This is a genomic window from Ornithinibacillus scapharcae TW25 (assembly GCF_000190475.1).
GTDB lineage: Bacteria > Bacillota > Bacilli > Bacillales > Amphibacillaceae > Ornithinibacillus > Ornithinibacillus scapharcae.
This window is the reverse complement of record NZ_AEWH01000050.1, coordinates 69383-86026: the sequence shown is the minus strand read 5'-3', so window position 1 is coordinate 86026 and position 16644 is coordinate 69383. Positions and strand designations below refer to the sequence as shown.

Annotated in this window: 17 protein-coding genes and 1 pseudogene; 11 read left to right on the top strand and 7 right to left on the bottom strand. The window is 37.0% G+C overall.

Annotated features, from left to right (window positions below):
* Positions 1–30 precede the first annotated feature (30 nt).
* On the bottom strand, positions 31–1938 hold the full coding sequence (locus tag G5W_RS0113010) for a vWA domain-containing protein (RefSeq protein WP_010097292.1): 1908 nt from the start codon (positions 1936–1938) through the stop codon (positions 31–33).
* Between the two features lie 11 nt (positions 1939–1949).
* Complete coding sequence (locus G5W_RS0113005; RefSeq protein ID WP_010097290.1) at positions 1950–2831, bottom strand: AAA family ATPase; 882 nt, start codon at positions 2829–2831, stop codon at positions 1950–1952.
* A 93-nt stretch (positions 2832–2924) separates the two neighbouring features.
* On the opposite strand from G5W_RS0113005, the gene G5W_RS0113000 reads away from it, so the two are divergent.
* Positions 2925–3587, top strand: coding sequence for an N-acetylmuramoyl-L-alanine amidase (locus G5W_RS0113000; protein WP_010097285.1), 663 nt, complete (start codon positions 2925–2927; stop codon positions 3585–3587).
* A 160-nt stretch (positions 3588–3747) separates the two neighbouring features.
* Positions 3748–4176, top strand: coding sequence for a transposase (locus G5W_RS0112995; protein ID WP_010097283.1), 429 nt, complete (start codon positions 3748–3750; stop codon positions 4174–4176).
* 22 nt (positions 4177–4198) lie between these two features.
* Here the strand turns inward: G5W_RS0112995 and G5W_RS0112990 are convergent, their stop codons facing one another.
* Entirely contained in the window at positions 4199–5563 is a 1365-nt protein-coding gene (locus G5W_RS0112990) for an alpha/beta hydrolase (protein ID WP_010097282.1), read from the bottom strand.
* Positions 5564–5692: 129 nt separating this feature from the next.
* Between G5W_RS0112990 and G5W_RS0112985 the strand changes: the two genes are divergently transcribed.
* Both G5W_RS0112985 and G5W_RS0112980 read left to right on the top strand, forming a co-directional pair.
* Positions 5693–5923 (top strand): MerR family transcriptional regulator, encoded by a 231-nt coding sequence (locus G5W_RS0112985; RefSeq protein WP_029191124.1) that lies wholly within the window; start codon positions 5693–5695, stop codon positions 5921–5923.
* Between the two features lie 11 nt (positions 5924–5934).
* Entirely contained in the window at positions 5935–6834 is a 900-nt protein-coding gene (locus tag G5W_RS0112980; RefSeq protein WP_010097280.1) for an RluA family pseudouridine synthase, read from the top strand.
* Between the two features lie 86 nt (positions 6835–6920).
* Here G5W_RS0112980 and G5W_RS0112975 read toward each other — a convergent pair whose 3' ends face one another.
* Positions 6921–7913 carry a P1 family peptidase gene (locus G5W_RS0112975; protein ID WP_010097279.1) on the bottom strand — a complete coding sequence of 331 codons (993 nt, stop codon included), beginning with the start codon at positions 7911–7913 and terminating at the stop codon, positions 6921–6923.
* Between the two features lie 170 nt (positions 7914–8083).
* Here G5W_RS0112975 and G5W_RS0112970 point away from each other — a divergent pair, with 170 nt between their 5' ends.
* From G5W_RS0112970 to G5W_RS22875, 7 genes and pseudogenes are all read left to right on the top strand, one after another.
* Positions 8084–8263 (top strand): hypothetical protein, encoded by a 180-nt coding sequence (locus G5W_RS0112970; protein ID WP_010097277.1) that lies wholly within the window; start codon positions 8084–8086, stop codon positions 8261–8263.
* 31 nt (positions 8264–8294) lie between these two features.
* The gene (locus tag G5W_RS0112965; protein ID WP_010097275.1) at positions 8295–10169 is read left to right on the top strand and encodes an ABC-F family ATP-binding cassette domain-containing protein; all 1875 of its coding nucleotides are present in this window, start codon (positions 8295–8297) and stop codon (positions 10167–10169) included.
* A 73-nt stretch (positions 10170–10242) separates the two neighbouring features.
* A complete protein-coding gene (locus G5W_RS0112960; RefSeq protein WP_010097273.1) occupies positions 10243–11295 on the top strand; it encodes a C45 family autoproteolytic acyltransferase/hydrolase in 1053 nt (350 codons plus the stop codon).
* Positions 11296–11421: 126 nt separating this feature from the next.
* Positions 11422–12096 carry a hypothetical protein gene (locus G5W_RS0112955; protein WP_010097271.1) on the top strand — a complete coding sequence of 225 codons (675 nt, stop codon included), beginning with the start codon at positions 11422–11424 and terminating at the stop codon, positions 12094–12096.
* A gap of 141 nt (positions 12097–12237) precedes the next feature.
* Positions 12238–12558: a hypothetical protein gene (locus G5W_RS0112950; protein WP_010097269.1), complete on the top strand. Its 321-nt coding sequence runs from the start codon at positions 12238–12240 to the stop codon at positions 12556–12558.
* Positions 12543–12761, top strand: a pseudogene (locus tag G5W_RS24985) (DUF5667 domain-containing protein); the annotation flags it as partial. The gene G5W_RS0112950 and the pseudogene G5W_RS24985, both read left to right, overlap by 16 nt.
* Before the next feature lie 63 nt (positions 12762–12824).
* Positions 12825–13421, top strand: coding sequence for a hypothetical protein (locus G5W_RS22875; protein ID WP_010097268.1), 597 nt, complete (start codon positions 12825–12827; stop codon positions 13419–13421).
* A 344-nt stretch (positions 13422–13765) separates the two neighbouring features.
* Here the strand turns inward: G5W_RS22875 and kynA are convergent, their stop codons facing one another.
* The 3 genes from kynA to kynU are packed head-to-tail and all read right to left on the bottom strand — an operon-like array spanning position 13766 to position 16522.
* Positions 13766–14614 (bottom strand): tryptophan 2,3-dioxygenase, encoded by an 849-nt coding sequence (gene kynA, locus G5W_RS0112940; protein ID WP_010097267.1) that lies wholly within the window; start codon positions 14612–14614, stop codon positions 13766–13768.
* Between the two features lies 1 nt (position 14615).
* Positions 14616–15251 carry an arylformamidase gene (gene kynB / locus G5W_RS0112935; RefSeq protein ID WP_010097266.1) on the bottom strand — a complete coding sequence of 212 codons (636 nt, stop codon included), beginning with the start codon at positions 15249–15251 and terminating at the stop codon, positions 14616–14618.
* Positions 15251–16522: a kynureninase gene (kynU, locus tag G5W_RS0112930; protein WP_010097265.1), complete on the bottom strand. Its 1272-nt coding sequence runs from the start codon at positions 16520–16522 to the stop codon at positions 15251–15253. Before kynU ends, kynB begins: the two co-directional genes overlap by 1 nt.
* Positions 16523–16644: the final 122 nt, after the last annotated feature.

The following is a 16644-nucleotide window of genomic DNA, read 5'->3' as shown; positions in this document are numbered from 1 at the left end:
ATTTCTAGCCATGTGCTTTTGTCCTTGTATCTATACGATCTTCAACAACAATTTCTTCAGTAGCGGAGCAAAGTGTTCTGGTAGCTCTGCAACACTAGGAATCATGACACGTTCTCTACCATATATATTCTCCATGATTGAGTCCTCACGTTCTAGTATCTCACCATTCGCTAGGAACATCCCAATAACCTCTATGCCTTTTTTACGGGCATCAGATACAGCAATATTGGTATCAACCACTCCATTTTGATCATAATTGGCAGCGGCGGGTTCACCATCGGAGAAAACAAGAAGAAACTTATGCTTTTCCCTTCTAGATTCCAGTTCTTTTGTAATCACTCGTATACTAAAGCCATCTCTATTATCTTCTTCCGGTTCCAATTGCATAATTTTTGGTCCGTTTTGTTGATAGAATGAATCGGTAAAGGAGTGAATCCGGTGAAAGTAATTCGGCTGATAATCTTCTTTTACTTCATTAGCATCTTCCCAAAAACCAATAATAGAATGTGGGACTTTCAAATGCTTTAGTACCTCGTGGAATAGAACAATCCCACGTTTTGTTTCATCCATTTTGTTATGCATAGAAGCTGAACAATCCACAAGGAGTGTGAAAACAGCATCAAATTCCTTTGAATCCTCGTTCTTTTTGTAGAAAACTCTTGGACTTTCATCTAGAACAATTGGTAATAGCTTTTTAGAAAGTCGGCCAAAAACAAGGTCCTGCCTCGGCTGATTTTTTTTATGCTCAATGGTTTTCTCAATTGTCTTGGCAAGTTTTCGTTTAAAAGGTTCGATATCAGAAACGAATTCTTTGTAAGTCTCTATGTCTTCTTTAGAGGGATCGGTTGCCATTTTATCTAGCTTAACTGCATCTTTATTCTCTTCGCCGAATTCTTCAGACTTTCCACCCTTTTGAGCAGATTCCTCTTTTTCTAATGTTTCCATTTCAGAGTAGTCGTTTTGTTTACTTTGACTGGATGCACCTTGTATGGAGGCCATTGCTTGGTCACCGTCTTCAGTCTCACGAGCACCGCCCCCGAGGATACTGGTTTTAGTTCCTTGTTCTAGCTCAAATTGTAGGAAATTTTGCTTCCGGTTATCGTTCTTATTTTCCCGGTGCCAGGTCGAAAACTCTTGATCAAAGTATTCACTCTCGTCTTGGTCAACTTCCTCGAAGTCACAATTTACGAGTGGATCTGTTCTTGTTAACTCGTCAAACAACGTGTTTTTTTCAACATGTTCGATATGGTTTACTGGAAATACAAAGTATTCGTTTAGTGTATCCTTGTACTCTTGTAGTCTGTACACAATTTGTTCCGTGATCCTGGTCGTGTCAGCAGTGCTTCTCGCTTCAAAGACATTAAATAGTATTGGCTTTAGTGCTTCTAATTGTGTAAGCTGTGTCGCTGTTGCCTTCGGGAAAGAAGGAAAAGCATTATCAGCCACTAACTGTAAATAGATTAAACAGAAAAGCTCGTCTAATGGAAAGTTTCTAGTAGCATTTACAACTAATTGTGTTCCAAAATAATGCTGGTAAGCTTCCCTGCGTATAGAAAAAGCTCCTCTTGTTCCGGGACGCTCTTGTTTGATTAATTCTTCGAGACGAAGATCTTCCAATAAAGCAAAAAGCTGATTGGTGAACCTTGGAATCGAATTTTCCTCTGTATTTTCCAAGAACTCCTTTAGTTCTGGAATCGTTGAATATCGTAATGTTCCAATAGCTCGTAAGTAGACATCTGTTTTTAAGCCAGCAGATTTAATTATGTCACTTGTATTGTCCCAAAAACGACTAGCTGTTAGCTTATACTCCGTAATATCAACGATTGAACCATAGCTATACTCAAATTTTAGATTGGCATCTCCTGATAATACTGTTGCAAGGTCTTGTAGTTGTAAGAAAAGACTAGTATCGACCCTTGCATCATTAAAGACCTGCATTATTCATTCTCCTAACTAAAATATGTCTCCGCTAAGTTCTTTACAAATTCTTTTTCTCGTTCCTCATCCAATTTATCGACAATGGCACGTAAGATGGCACGTTTTGGTGGGATAACTGCACTCATGTCACAAGCGTCCAACAGCGCACGAATCGATGCGGCATCCTCAGAAAGCTTTCCTTGTGTGACTGCTTGTATCAGATCGGCCGATAATTTAACGAAAAGAGCAATTAGCGTTTCATCTTTCAACGTTGAATTAGCATGGATTAAATGATCAAGCTGTTCACCTTCGATATAAGGAATTTCTAAAACGATGAAACGGTTCTTTAAGGCTTCATTGAGCGGAACCGTTCCAATATATCCTTCGTTGATCGCCGCTATTACTCCAAATCCATCCTGAGCTGTAATCATCTCATTTGTAAATGGATTTGTAATAGTTCGGCGGTAATCAAGTACCCCATTAATTAATGGTAATGTTTCTGGCTTAGCCATATTTACTTCGTCGATATAGAGAAATGTTCCATTAGTCATCGCATTGATGACAGGTCCTGGAACAAATTCAATTACTTGTTTTTGTCCTTCATAAGATAAGGTTTTAAAACCAAGTAGACTTTCTGCATCTAAATCAACCGAACAGTTCACACTAAACATAGGCTGCTGAAATAAATTAGATAGCGTCTCAGCAAATTTAGTCTTCCCTGCACCTGTTGGTCCTTTCAGTAATAGGTTTTTACCCATACTAAGGGCAGTAATGGCGTCTACAAGTAAGTCCATAGAGGGTGGCATATACCCGCCTTCACGAATCAATTCAGGGAAATTTTTGGAACGGTTTAACCGTTCATTTAAAAGACTTTCTATATTTTCAGGTAATGGATATCTAATGTTTTTATTCATGTATGATTTTTCTCCCTTCCTTCTGAACATTGTAAGCTTTTTTAGTAGGAATCACAAAAGGAACGTATTTAACTGAAAGATTGGAGAATTAAGATGAAGATAGTTATACATTCCGCCATATTGTATCTAATAATCCTGATTGTAATCCCTTCTCCTAGGATATCCGCTAAAGAAATATACCATTCTGGGCATGACTTGTTAGTTCATCAAATGTATTTACCAATCGATAATTCGGAACCAAGAAATGAAGAAGTTACCACCATTGTCATTCACTCTATAAGCAATGTGTTAGCAAATCCGGATTCTCCTTATCGAATTACGGATGTATATCAGCTATTAAAGGAGTATGGATTATCTACTCACTATATAATCGATAGGAGTGGGGAGATATTTCAGCTCGTACCAGATTACCGGGTTGCATATCATGCTGGAAGAAGCAGTTTTCCTTATCTTCCATTCTTTCCCCATAATATGAATCAATTTTCCATTGGGATTGAGTTAATGGGGATTGGTACAAAGGATGAGATGTTATCAATTGTTCCAGAAGCGCTATATGATGCGTTAGATAAAAATCTTATTGGTTATACAGAGGAACAATATCAATCGCTATCCTGGTTATTAGCACAATTACATCAAAAATATCCATCAATAGGAAGAGATCGTTTTCATGTGATTGGACATGAAGAATATGCTCCTGGAAGAAAAAGTGATCCAGGTAAGTTATTTCATTGGGAGAAGATTTTTGAAACGAAATAGAGAAGGAATACGTATTATAGGATGAAATGTTTAATTTGGAATAGGGGTAAATTATTTCGAATACGTTCATCTATTACTGTAATGATAGTGTAATGGTTCATATTGTATGATGAAGTTGTTTTAATAGGGTAAAGACATAGGACTGTTAGGGGGGAACGGGATGACCAGAAATAGACAACCATACAGCCGGTATAGTAAGCAATTAAAACTAGAAGCAATTAAACGTGTAATTGAAGAGGAACAACCTGTTCAAGATGTTATTGCGGACTTGGGGATAAGACATCGTGATAATGTATATGAATGGATCAAGAAATATAGAAAAGATGGTCCAAGTGCATTTGATAGGTCACTACCGAATACCGTTCAACATGTGATTAAATCGCCTATTGAGGAACAAGTAGAGGAACTCAAGGTAGAAGTAGAAGCATTGAAGAAATATATAGAAATCCTCATGCAAGGGGAAGAAGAAAAATATAGGGCAATTGAAGCATTAGAAGGAAAATATCCTGTTGAACTATTGTGTAATGCTTTAGACATTCAAAAGCAAGAGTTTGAAGCATATAGAGAACGTCGATCTACTTTAAGGTGAGTTCATTCTTTACAGAAGAGGCTCAGGAGAGCCTCTTTTGTCGTATGCTTTCCGAAATGGTATGAATAAGACCTTCAATTTCTAATTGAACCTCAAGGAGCCAATCATCATATAAATCGATAAACATTCTTTCCTTATATTTTGGAATCAACTCTTCGTATAAAGCTATTTTACGCTTCAAGTCATTTTCCTTAAGGCATATCCGCAGAGAACGAATATAGTCAGATAAATCGAGTGAAATATCGCCGGTTAGACTAATGTTCTCCCGCTCAATATGTAGAAAATCATCGAGGTCGTGGTCACTCAATATTTTCTTCAGATGATTTAATGACACACGGAGGTTGTTTTTTGCACTAACCAAATCACTTTCTCCCCAAAAAGCGTTTATCAGTTCATCACGTGTGGATGGATTATGATAAGCTAGGTAAGCGAGTATATTTTTCGCTTTACGTTGATTCCATTTATCTTCTATTTCCTGTCCTTTATAAGTGACAGTAAAGCCATTCATGATTTTGATTTCTAATGTCCTGAAAGGTGTAGGTTGGAAATCATGGATATTCTTTGTCAATACCTGTTCCAGTATGCTGATAAAAGAACTGGATATCCCTTTTTCAATAAAGTGACCGACAATCATTCCATATGTATATGGGTTGTCTACAGGTACAACATTGGAAGAATTCGGAACAACATAGCTTACAGAATTTTTAAGATAGGTTTGGTATATGTTTGTTTGTTGAATAGGGTAAAGTGGGTCTCTATCTCCTTGGATAAGTAAGACTTCGCAATCAATTTTCTCTAACTCTTCAACCGAAACAGTCTTGCTGAGTAACTCGAACAGATGAAAATAAGTATTAGGATTAATTTTGTTAAATGCTCTAGTTAATAAAAGTTCTCGTTTAGGTGTAAGATTATAACAAATTCGGTGAACCAAATTCTTGGTTAGCTCTGTCATGTCCCCGTTAGTTACTAATTGTTTTCTTTTCGCGATTTCTTTCCTGGTTGAATCCTCTGGAAAGTACATATAAATAGAAGTTAGAATAAGTTTAGAAACCATTTTTGGATATTTAGCTAGAAATTTTATTGCTAAGTTCCCCCCAAAGCCTAGTCCTACTAAATGAAACTTAGAAATATTTAAATTAGATACAAGACTATAGAAGTCGTTCACTAACAGATCCCAGGTTATATTCATTTCTCCATGACTTGTTTCTCCATGACCTCTTATATCAAATGTTAAGATATGGAAATGATCTTGTAGACATGGAATAATTGACTCCCATATCGTTAAATCTAAACCTAAGCCATGTATCAATACAATAGTTTCTGTATTTTGTTTTGGGGAATTATATAACTTATAATGAATTCGGATAGTATCTAATTCCATTTGCATTATGGCGTGATTCTCCTGTATAGTATTGTAAATCCTATATTAATTATAGTATATATAGGACTATTTTACTAGAGGAGATAGGCTGTATTTGTAGCCTAGGTCTTTATTAAGAAAAGGATGGTGTTCTTCATGTATGTTACAATACCAGTACTAGCAGAATATTTATCCATGAATGAAGCTAGGGTGGAGTCATTGATTTTGCAAGGTAAAATAAGAGCAATTCATGACGGGGAACAGTATCTCGTGAATAAAAGCCAGTTTACAACACATTTTGAACAAGTTGAAAAATATAAATTGATGATTCAGGAATATTTAAATGAGCCAATACCAGAAGACATCGATGTAAAAGATGAAGATTAGGAGAAATAACTATGCAAAAGCGAGGAAACCAATCATCACGCAATGGATTGTTACTTTTTGAGGTGAACGAGTCAACAGAGTTATTACCATTTTTACTACAGCAGATGTCAGGTCGAAGTAGAAATTCAGTAAAATCGATTCTTACCCGTGGTCAGGTAAAAGTGGATGATCATATTGAAACGAAGCACAATTATCCGCTAGTACCAGGTCAAGTCGTAAGTGTATTAAAGAATAAGGTGGCAGTAAAAGAAAGTGTATTAATAGGGATGAATATTCTCTATGAAGATGATTCCATTATCGTCATTAATAAAGATGCAGGACTATTATCCATTGCGACAGAGAAGGAAAAGAAAAGAACAGCATTACATCAATTAATGAATCATGTAAAACTGGAAAATCCAATGAATAGAGTATTTGTTGTTCACCGTCTTGATAAAGAAACATCTGGTGTCATGATGTTCGCGAAAAGCGAGAAGATAAAGAGACAACTACAAGACAATTGGAAAAAGATTGTAAAGGAACGTACATATATTGCCTTGGTGGAAGGTAGGATGAAGCAAGCAGAAGGTACAATTAAAACGTATTTAAAAGAAAGCTCCACACATAAAATGTACTCCGTTCAGGATAAAGGTGGTCAACTTGCGATTACGCATTATCGACTCGTTCAGTCGAATGAAGAATTTTCATTAGTCGAAGCGCAATTAGAGACAGGACGAAAGAATCAGATTCGTGTTCATTTGAGTGATATGGGTCATCCTGTTGTAGGAGATAAAAAGTATGGTGCCAAAACAAATGTTATTGGTCGACTTGGTTTACACGCAAAAACATTATCATTTACCCATCCGGTAAGTGGAAAGCTAATGCTATTTAAAGCAGACGTACCAAAGCAATTTTTAACGAAATCTAGATAGAAAAGTATATTGGATAGATAACATACAAAAACAAGCGGTAGTTTGAACTCCGCTTGTTTTTTATATATAGCCGTTCAAATAATTGTTTAAAGAGGCGCTTTTTCAATCGTACGTCCATTTTTCCCAACCGTTGTTTCAGCATACTTTAACGAATTAATAATCGCTTCTTCAGTAGCTTCAACTACTGCCTGAAATAGTTGACTCATTGCTTTATCGTCATCCCTTAAATACGTAATAGATTCAAGATGACCATTGATATTGTGTTGATATGTATTTGCAGTCGTAAAAGCTATCGCAATATCCCCACTTCCATTATCCATATGACTTCCTACACGCCCTAGACCCGCCGCAGTTCTTCTTGCTAATCGTTTTAACTGGCGATCATATAGTGGGGCATCCGTAGCGATTATAATCATAATGGACCCATCTGTACTGTTTGGATTTTTCTTTTTGACAGGAAAATTAGCAAATAAGGCATCTTCACTATTACCGAAGTTACTTAATACCAAGCAACCCACTGTATATTTTTCATTTGATGCAGTGACCACTCGAGATGCAGTTCCAATACCGCCTTTATAGCCGAAGCAAATCATTCCTTTTCCAGCTCCAACTGCTCCTTGTTCTACCTTACTATTACTCGCATTTTCAATTGCTTTGATAGCGTGTTCCGGTCGAACTGCCTGTAACCTCATAGAATTTAAGTAGCTATCATTGCATTCTCCGACCACTACATTTAATGTTCCTGCAGAAGCACCAATTTCTTTATTCTTCTCAAGCATATAGCGAATGGTGCCCTCCATAACCGGTCCAACACTTAACGTGTTGGTTAGCATAATTGGAGATTCGAGCAAACCCAATTCTTCGATTTGAATTAGTCCTGCTGTTTTTCCAAAGCCATTGAAAACATGACATGCTGCACGTACTTTTTCATAGAAGAGATTCCGAGGATGTGGAAGAATGGCTGTTACGCCAGTACAAATCGTATCTTCCTCATCCAATTTCTGGTATATAGTATGATGGCCTACTTGAACCTCAGCTACATCTGTAATACAGTTATTCTTCCCTTTCTGTAATGGCATATTTAATTCCCCCAACTTAAGTACTTACCTATTAGTATATACGTTAACACATGGATAATTACTACCTGTAAAAAAGAAATGTTCGAGCATCCACTCAAATAGCGAACAAATGGTAAAATACACGACAGTCATGTAAACTATAATTGGAATGATTTACAGGAGGAATTGAAATGAAACCGTGGCTTTATCAAATATTAATCATTGCAGTAATTTGGATAGGAATGCTATTCTTCTATTCCGATATGAATCAAATGAGTCGTTTCATCTTTTATCTAGTAACATCGTGGTTATTACTATTAATTGTTTTATTCGTAAAGCAATTCATTCAAAGTAGAAAAGAATCAAACTAAATTCGGTGTTTTAAGGAAAGGTCAATGTGTCATGCTAACAGTCGAAAATTTATATAAATCATATGGCGAGAAGATTCTGTTTAAGGAACTAACTTGTACCATTACCGAGAACGATAGAATCGGTTTAATTGGTGTAAATGGGACAGGGAAATCGAGTTTTTTGAAGGTAATTGCAGGAATCGATTCACCAGAATCTGGAAATATTCAAGCCCCGAAGGATTATCGTATAGAGTACTTAGCACAAGAGGCTGAATTAAATCCACAGCTATCTGTTATTGAACAGATATATTATGGTGACGCAGTAATTATGAAGGTAATGCGTGAATATGAGAGCACGCTTCAGAAATTAGAGCAAGAACCAGAAAATACTAAAATTCAAGAAGCCTTAATGAAAGTTCAACAGAAGATGGATGAACATGAGGCTTGGGAAGCTAATACTGCTGCTAAGACAATCTTAACAAAGCTAGGTATTACCAATTTTAATCAAAAAATTACCGAACTATCCGGTGGTCAACGAAAAAGAATTGCTATAGCTAAAGCCCTTATACAACCTGCTGACTTGCTTATCTTAGATGAACCAACTAACCATCTAGATAACGAGACTGTAGAGTGGCTAGAAAAGTATTTACAAAGTTTTAAAGGTGCTCTATTACTCGTTACGCATGACCGTTATTTCTTAAATCGTGTAACGAATAAAATTTTTGAACTTGATAAAGGAAATCTATATGTCTATGAAGGCAATTATGAAGTGTTCCTAGAGAAAAAGGCCGAGCGCGAAGAATTGGAACGGAGTAATCAGCAGAAACACGCCAATACGTTAAAAAGGGAATTGGCTTGGTTAAGAGCTGGTGTAAAAGCTAGAACTACGAAACAAAAAGCAAGAATAGACCGAGTACATGAAATGAAGGAAAAGACCTTCCATACGGACAATAAAAACGTAGAGTTCCAAATTGGCTCTACAAGACTTGGCAAAAAAGTAATTGAAATCCAAGGAATTCATCAATCATTTGAAGAGCGCAAATTGATTCAGGATTTTAGTCAGCTAATCATTCCAGGAGATAGAATTGGAATTATTGGACCAAATGGTTCAGGAAAAACCACCTTGTTGAATATTATGGCTAAACGAATTTTACCGGATTGTGGAGAAGTGATTGTTGGGGAAACAGTGAAGATAGGCTATTATACGCAAGGTGATGAGGAATTAGATGGGGATATGCGTGTAGTGGATTACATTAAAGAGGTAGCTGAAGTAATCCATACAATAGAAGGGGATGTCATTACCGCAGAACAAATGCTAGAGCGGTTCTTATTCCCACGCTATGAGCAATACAATTATATTCGTAAGCTTTCAGGTGGTGAGCGTCGACGACTTTATCTATTGAAAATTTTAATGGAAGAGCCAAACGTTTTATTCCTGGATGAACCAACAAATGACTTGGATACACAAACATTAGGTGTTCTAGAAGAGTATTTGGACAATTTCCCTGGTGTCGTAATAACGGTATCTCATGATCGTTATTTTCTAGATAGGGTAGTAGAGAAATTACTAGTCTTTGAAGGAAATGGAAAAATATCTCCATTCTTCGGGAATTATAGTGAATATAAAGAGGCACATCAACCTACTGAAAAGAAAATTCAAAAGCAAATAGAAATACATCCGAAGCCAAAGCAAAAAAAGAAGCTCTCCTACATGGAACAGAAGGAATGGGATTCAATTGAGGATGAAATAGCGGCATTAGAAGGGAAAATTTCAGAGCTTGAGACTGGTATAGTTGAAGCGGGAAGTGATTCAGAAAAGGTACAAAAGTTATTTGCCGAACAACAAAGAGTCGAGGCTGTACTAGAAGCCAAGATGGAACGTTGGGAAGAGCTTTCTATATTAGTGGAGGAATTGGAAAGTAAATAAGACAAAAGCTAAAAAAGGATAGAATCAGTATTGTGATTCTGTCCTTTTACTTCGATATGAAGGAATGAGAAAAATGAAAGAAATTTATAGTGACGTAATTCAATTTCGTGGTTCCCATTATGAATTTGGTTTTATGCAAGGAGAAATGCTACGTGATTCTCTTACTATCGAAAACCGTAAGCGTATTTGGAAAATAAGGAGACCGCATTTTTATATTGAAGAGCAAGAAGTAAAACATGCAATACTCCCATTCGCGCCTGCAATATGGGAAGAACTGCTAGGTCTACAAGATGCTCTAAAATGGGAGATGCAAGAGGTTTTACAGGAGTTTGGTGGATATCGTCTTCATTATATGCGAAGTGGTTGTTCTATTTTCACCGATTCTGAATATATGATCCGAAATTATGATTATCATCCCAAAACATATGAAGGTCGATTTACACTATTTGCACCAACCGATCAAGGTTATGCGGTTGTGGGCCCTTCCCAGCGGATAACTGGTAGGATGGATGGGATGAATGAAAAGGGACTTGCGATGGGGTATAACTTTATGCATCGGAAGAAACCTGGTGATGGCTTTATATGTAATATGATTGGAAGAATGGTTTTGGAAAACTGCGCTAATGTTGATGAAGCAGTACAAATGCTCCAAGAAGTCCCACATCGTCATTCGTTTAGTTATATTGTTTTAGATCAGTCTGGTGAGACATATATTGTAGAGGCCACCCCTCGAGGAACACATGTGAGACAGTCTAATGTATGTACGAACCATTTTGAAGTGCTAAAAGACGAGAATCGCTATCATTTAGATGACTCCTTTAAACGAATGGAGGCTATTGAAAAACAGAAGCACCATGTAACAGATGCTTATCAAGCGTTCCGTATGATGAATGACTCGGATAAGGGTGTGTTCTCTGATCAATATAAAAATTGGGCAGGTACGATACACACTTCGGGTTATTTTCCAAAAGAGTTAAAAGCTTGGTTTGCTCTTGGTGGAGATCGTGACCCAGTGATAGTTGATTTTAGTAAGTGGTTAGCTGGAGAGAATCTTCAATTGAAACGAATATTAGGAAACGTAAATACAGACTTACCCTTTGTGCATATGGATAAGAATGTACGGTGAAAATAAACTTGTTTATTTTTCTCCGATGTTACAGATGATATAATTAACAATCTTAAATAAGTGGAACGGGATGTATATGTTCCAACCATTGATCTGATCATTATTAATTTCCTAGGAGGCATTTCGGTGAAGCTTTTTCAAGTACGGAAGGGTCAATTTGTTTTCTACCAAAATGAGCTACATAAGGTTTATACGGTGAAACCAATGTTCAAAAAATCTATCCATCTCTATCGTTTAAAGGATATGAAACAGGTCTTAACAAGTGCTAATGAGATAACGTTTTATAAACCTCAGCATAATGATACCTTTATTTTTTATGGGAAGCGCTACACGATTGATGAAAATACGAAACCTAACCCTGGTGACTATATCTTAATTACAAAACCTGCTCCTGATTTTCTAGATCACTATTCCCTTAATTCAATTGAAAAAGTATCTAGTGTGGAAGAGATGGGCGTCATTACGACACGTGATAACGGAGTAAAGCACCATGAGTATGTCGTTCTTGTTCCAGGGAGAAAAGATGCGAGTCAAGAAATTGCTTATTATGATAAGAGTCTTGTCCCAGAGGAACAACAACTCCAGGACGAATCCATTACTTATCTATCTGATAGTGATGACGATGTAGTTAAACCGATAGTCGGTGACGTCTTTTTTGATGTTGAAATGAATACGAAAGCAATGGTCATTGCAATGACCGATACAGAAGTTACTTTTGGACATGGAAAGAAGGTCCATATTACCGATCTCTTTGATGAAGAAAAATATAAAGTTGTATTCCGTATTTTAGAGGATAATTAATGGTAAAGCTCCTATATTTAAGGAGCTTTTTTATTTTGAGAGTATTATCTTTATTTTTTTTACAAAAAGAGACATAAACTTGTCCTTAACTGCGAAATTTCTTAATGAAATCATTTATTAGAAAATGGGGAGGAAAAACAATTGAGAATTTCACAAAGGTTGACAAGCATCATTACGAGTACTGTATTAGCATCTGTCGTTATTACAACAGGTGCAACGACTGCCCTTGCTGAGGATAGTGGAGAAGATTTAATCATCACAGAAACTCAGGAGGAACTGGCAACGAAAGAAGATTCTGCAGAAGAAGTTATCCCAGAGGAAGAAGTGGTTGCGGAAGATGAGGTTGTCACAGAGGAAGAAACGGTAACTGTCGAGGATGAAGCAGAAGTAGAAGCTGGACTAATTCCTGGGAACTTCTTTTATTTTGTAGAACTAATGCAAGAAAAATTAAATTATCCTTAACATTTAATGACTTTGAAAAAAGTCAATTATTAGCTGAATTTGCTGCTGAACGTATAGCAGAAGCAAATTCACTGATACAGCAAGAGAAATATGAAGAAGCTGGTGAACTGATTCGTACGGCACTAGAATATCAAGAGGAAGCGGAAGGTAAACTAGAAGCTGACACGGATGGAGAAAAGTCTGAGGAGACAGGAACGGAAACGGAAGAAGGAACAGAAACAGGGCAAGAAGAAACTGTTGAAGAGTCTACCGAAGTAACAGAAGAAGTGACGGAAATAGAGGAAGAAGAATCTAACGAAGATGTTGCTCAGGTGAAAATTAAACTAGCAAACAATATTACTGCTCTTTCTGCTGTTCTTGCAAAAATTGAAAATCCAAAAGCGCAAGCAGCAATTATGAAAAATATTGAAAAATCATTTGCAAAACTTGCGAAGAAGATTGAAAAGAGAGCAAGTAAAGTAGCTGAGAATATAGAAGTAGAAGAAGAAACTACTGAACTAGGCAAAACAGAAGAAAAGGCAACACTTACTGTAGAAGCACCAGTGACAGATGAAAAGTCAGAACTATCTAAAGAAGATACATCAAATGAAGTAGAGACGCTAAAAGAATCTGTTGTGAAGAAAGATAACAGTAAGGCTGGGAAAAAAGCTGAAAAAGCACAGCAAAAAGCAGAAAAAACAATAGAGAAAGCTGAAGAAAAGGCTAAAAAGGAATTAGAAAAAGCTGAGAAGAAGGCTGAAAAATTCCAAGATAAAGCAGAAAAACACGAAGACAAAGGTAATCAAGGCAAAGGGAATAATGGAGGCAATAAAGCACCAGGTAACAATGGTCAAGGAAATGGTAAAGGAAACGGAAATAATTAATATAGTGGAGGCTGGGACAAAAGTATTTTAGCCTAATTAGAATACGAACAATACAATTGATAGTGGAAAAAACCGCACCGGAAATATACTTCGCGTTCCGCGGGTGGCGGTGAGCCTCCTCGTGCTAACACACTGTGGGGTCTCACCTATGCCTTTCTTCCCGCAGGAGTCTCCGTATATTTCCGGTGCTTAATTAGGTTATTGTTCGCTTTTAATTCCGTCTAATTTTGTTTTGTCATCCTCTTATTTTAATAGGTAAGTAAGCATAAAAATCACTCGCCAACATAAGTAAGACTAATTTATTCGCAAATAGTCGAGCGAATACGAGTTTTCTAATATTGCTGTTATAACCTAGTACGAACCTCCCACAACTCTGGAAAGAAATAATGGTCTAACACTTTCTTAAGATAGCCAACTCCAGCAGTACCACCTGTCCCGGTCTTATGACCGATAATTCTCTCCACTGTCTTCATATGTCGGAATCGCCATTGTTGAAACCAGTCTTCAATATCAACCAGTTTTTCGGCTAGTTGATAAAGGTCCCAATACATATCTTTATTTCGATATACTTCTAACCATGCATCTGCAACTGTTGGATCCTGTTCGTATTTTTTTGAGAAATCCCGTTCTAAGATAGATTGGCTGATGCTAAATCCCTGCTTTGCTAAAGCTTGGATAGCAACGTCATATAGCCCTGGTGCTTCAAAAGCAGTCTGTAATCGAGCATGTAATGGGGGATCTTTTTCATAAATTTTAATGATATGTGGTGTTTTATATCCTAAGACAAATTCTACTAATCGATATTGATAGGATTGGAAACCAGACGCATTTCCCAGAAATTCACGAAATTCCATATATTCCGCAGGTGTTAAGGTAGAAAGAACATCCCATGCCTGGATAATCTGTGATTGGGTTTTTGATACACGTGCAAGCATTTTGAATGCCCCTTGATATTCTCCCTTCTGAATCGCTTCTGTAGCTGCTTCGACTTCATGAATCATCAATTTTAGCCATAGCTCACTTACTTGATGGATAATGATAAATAACATTTCATCATGGTGTTCAGAAAGTCGTTTTTGACTGTCTAATAATGTTTCGAGCTGTAAATAGTCGCCATATGTCATTTTTTCCTTGAAGTCGGTATATGGATGATTAGATTCTGATGAGATACCCTTTACATGGTTATCTGGCATACTATTGATCCTCCTTCAATGGACGTAAGACCGCACGAACAGGACTTCCATCTGCACCTACTATTCGAAGTGGTAGCGCGATTAATTCATAATCCCCAACTTTCACATGATCCAACATTAAGTTTTCTAAAATATGAACGCCATATTTATGCAAAGCATGATGAGTATCTAAAGATTTGCTCGTAATCGGATCAACAGATGGCATATCAATGCCTAATAATCGAATACCTTTTTCTGCTAAATATTTTGCAATATCTGGTTCAAGTAATGGTAGGTTCTCTGGGAAAACCATAGGATTATTTGGTAAGGAGGATTTGAGTAATAGCCTTTCAATCCCATCTAAATTTATCTTCTGTAGAACAGAAGGTGTAACAGAATGAAACTGACTTACATCGACAACTCTTGCCTTACCGATATAAGTCCCTATGGGGATTTGGTCTATCGTATGCCCAACGTTATCAAAGTGAAAAGGTGCATCCACATGCGTCCCCATATGTACACTAGTTGTTATCTTTCCAACATTTGCGGAACCTGTTTGTTCTTTCGTTGCGGAAACGTTATATAGGAATGGCTGGTCTCCTGGCCAATGCGCCATATCATTCGTTAACGGTTGTGTAATATCTATCCAGTTCGTCATTATGCAATTACTCCTCTTTTGTTTTCGTATTGTTTGTACTGTTTATCTTCCATGATCTCTTTTAATATTTGTACACTTTGCCATACATCCTCAAATGTATTGTATAGTGCAACAGGTGCCAGTCGAATTCCGTTAGGTGCACGAAAGTCTGGAATAATTCCATTATTCTTTAATGCCTTACAAATACTTGCTGCACTAGGGTGTGTTAAGTATACATGCCCACCACGGGATGCATGATCAACTGGTGAAGCTATCTCAAATGAATAACCATGTAATTCTTTTTCTATTAGCGCCATTAAATAATCAGTCAATTGAAGTGACTTCGTACGAATGGACTCAATGGTAGCTTCTTGGAATATCTCTAATGAACCAATAAGAGGAGCAAGGCTTAAAAGATGTGGAGTTCCAATTTGAAAAGCACCTGCATGATGTGCTGGTGTTAAGTCATGCTCAAGGTCAAATTGTTTATCCTTTGCAGAGCTAAACCAACCAGCAAGCCCCGGTTCTCTCCCAAGATGTTTTTCATTCACATATATGCCAGCAACACTACCTGGACCACCATTTAAATGCTTGTATGTACACCAAAAGGCAAAATCTACTTCCCACTTACCTAGTTTATGCGGTATGGAGCCTATGGAATGGCACAAGTCGAACCCAACAATGATTCCACGTTCATGGGCAGCCTTGGTGATTTTTTCTATATCTAAAATTTGACCACTGCGGTAAAGAACACCCGGGAGAATTGCAATTGCAATATCTTCTGTCATCGCTTGAATAATGTCATCTGTTTGAAGCGTGTTCCCATCTTTACTAGATACTTGCACCAAATGTTCATCAGGTGCATAGCCCTTTAATTTAAGCTGGCTTTTGATCGCATAGATATCAGAAGGAAAGTTTAATTCATCTGCTAGAATCTTTGTCTTCCTTCCATTTGGATGATAGAAGCTTGCTAGAAGTTGATGGAGATTAGTCGTAGTCGATCCGGTTGCAATGAGCTCCTCAGGCTTTGCTCCGACGAGTGATGCGAAAAGCTTCCCAATTTCCTCTGACAAATAGAACCAAGGGTAGTTTCCTTCCGTCCATCCGTCAATAGCATATTGCTTCCAAGCATTTAATATTTCTATTACTGCTTTTTCAGATCGTTTTGATAGAAGACCTAACGAATTTCCGTCTAAGTAAATCTTATCTCTTGGTACATAAAACTCATCCTTGAAATGCTTTAAGATATCTAATTTATCCAAGGATATAGCGTATTCTTTACTGGTATTCATTGTCGTCACCTCATATATAATATTTCGTAAGCGCTTTCTAGGATTATTGTATCAAAAATATTTAGTTTTTTAATAATAATTGAAAATTTTAATTAATAAGATTATACTGATGTCGGATATAT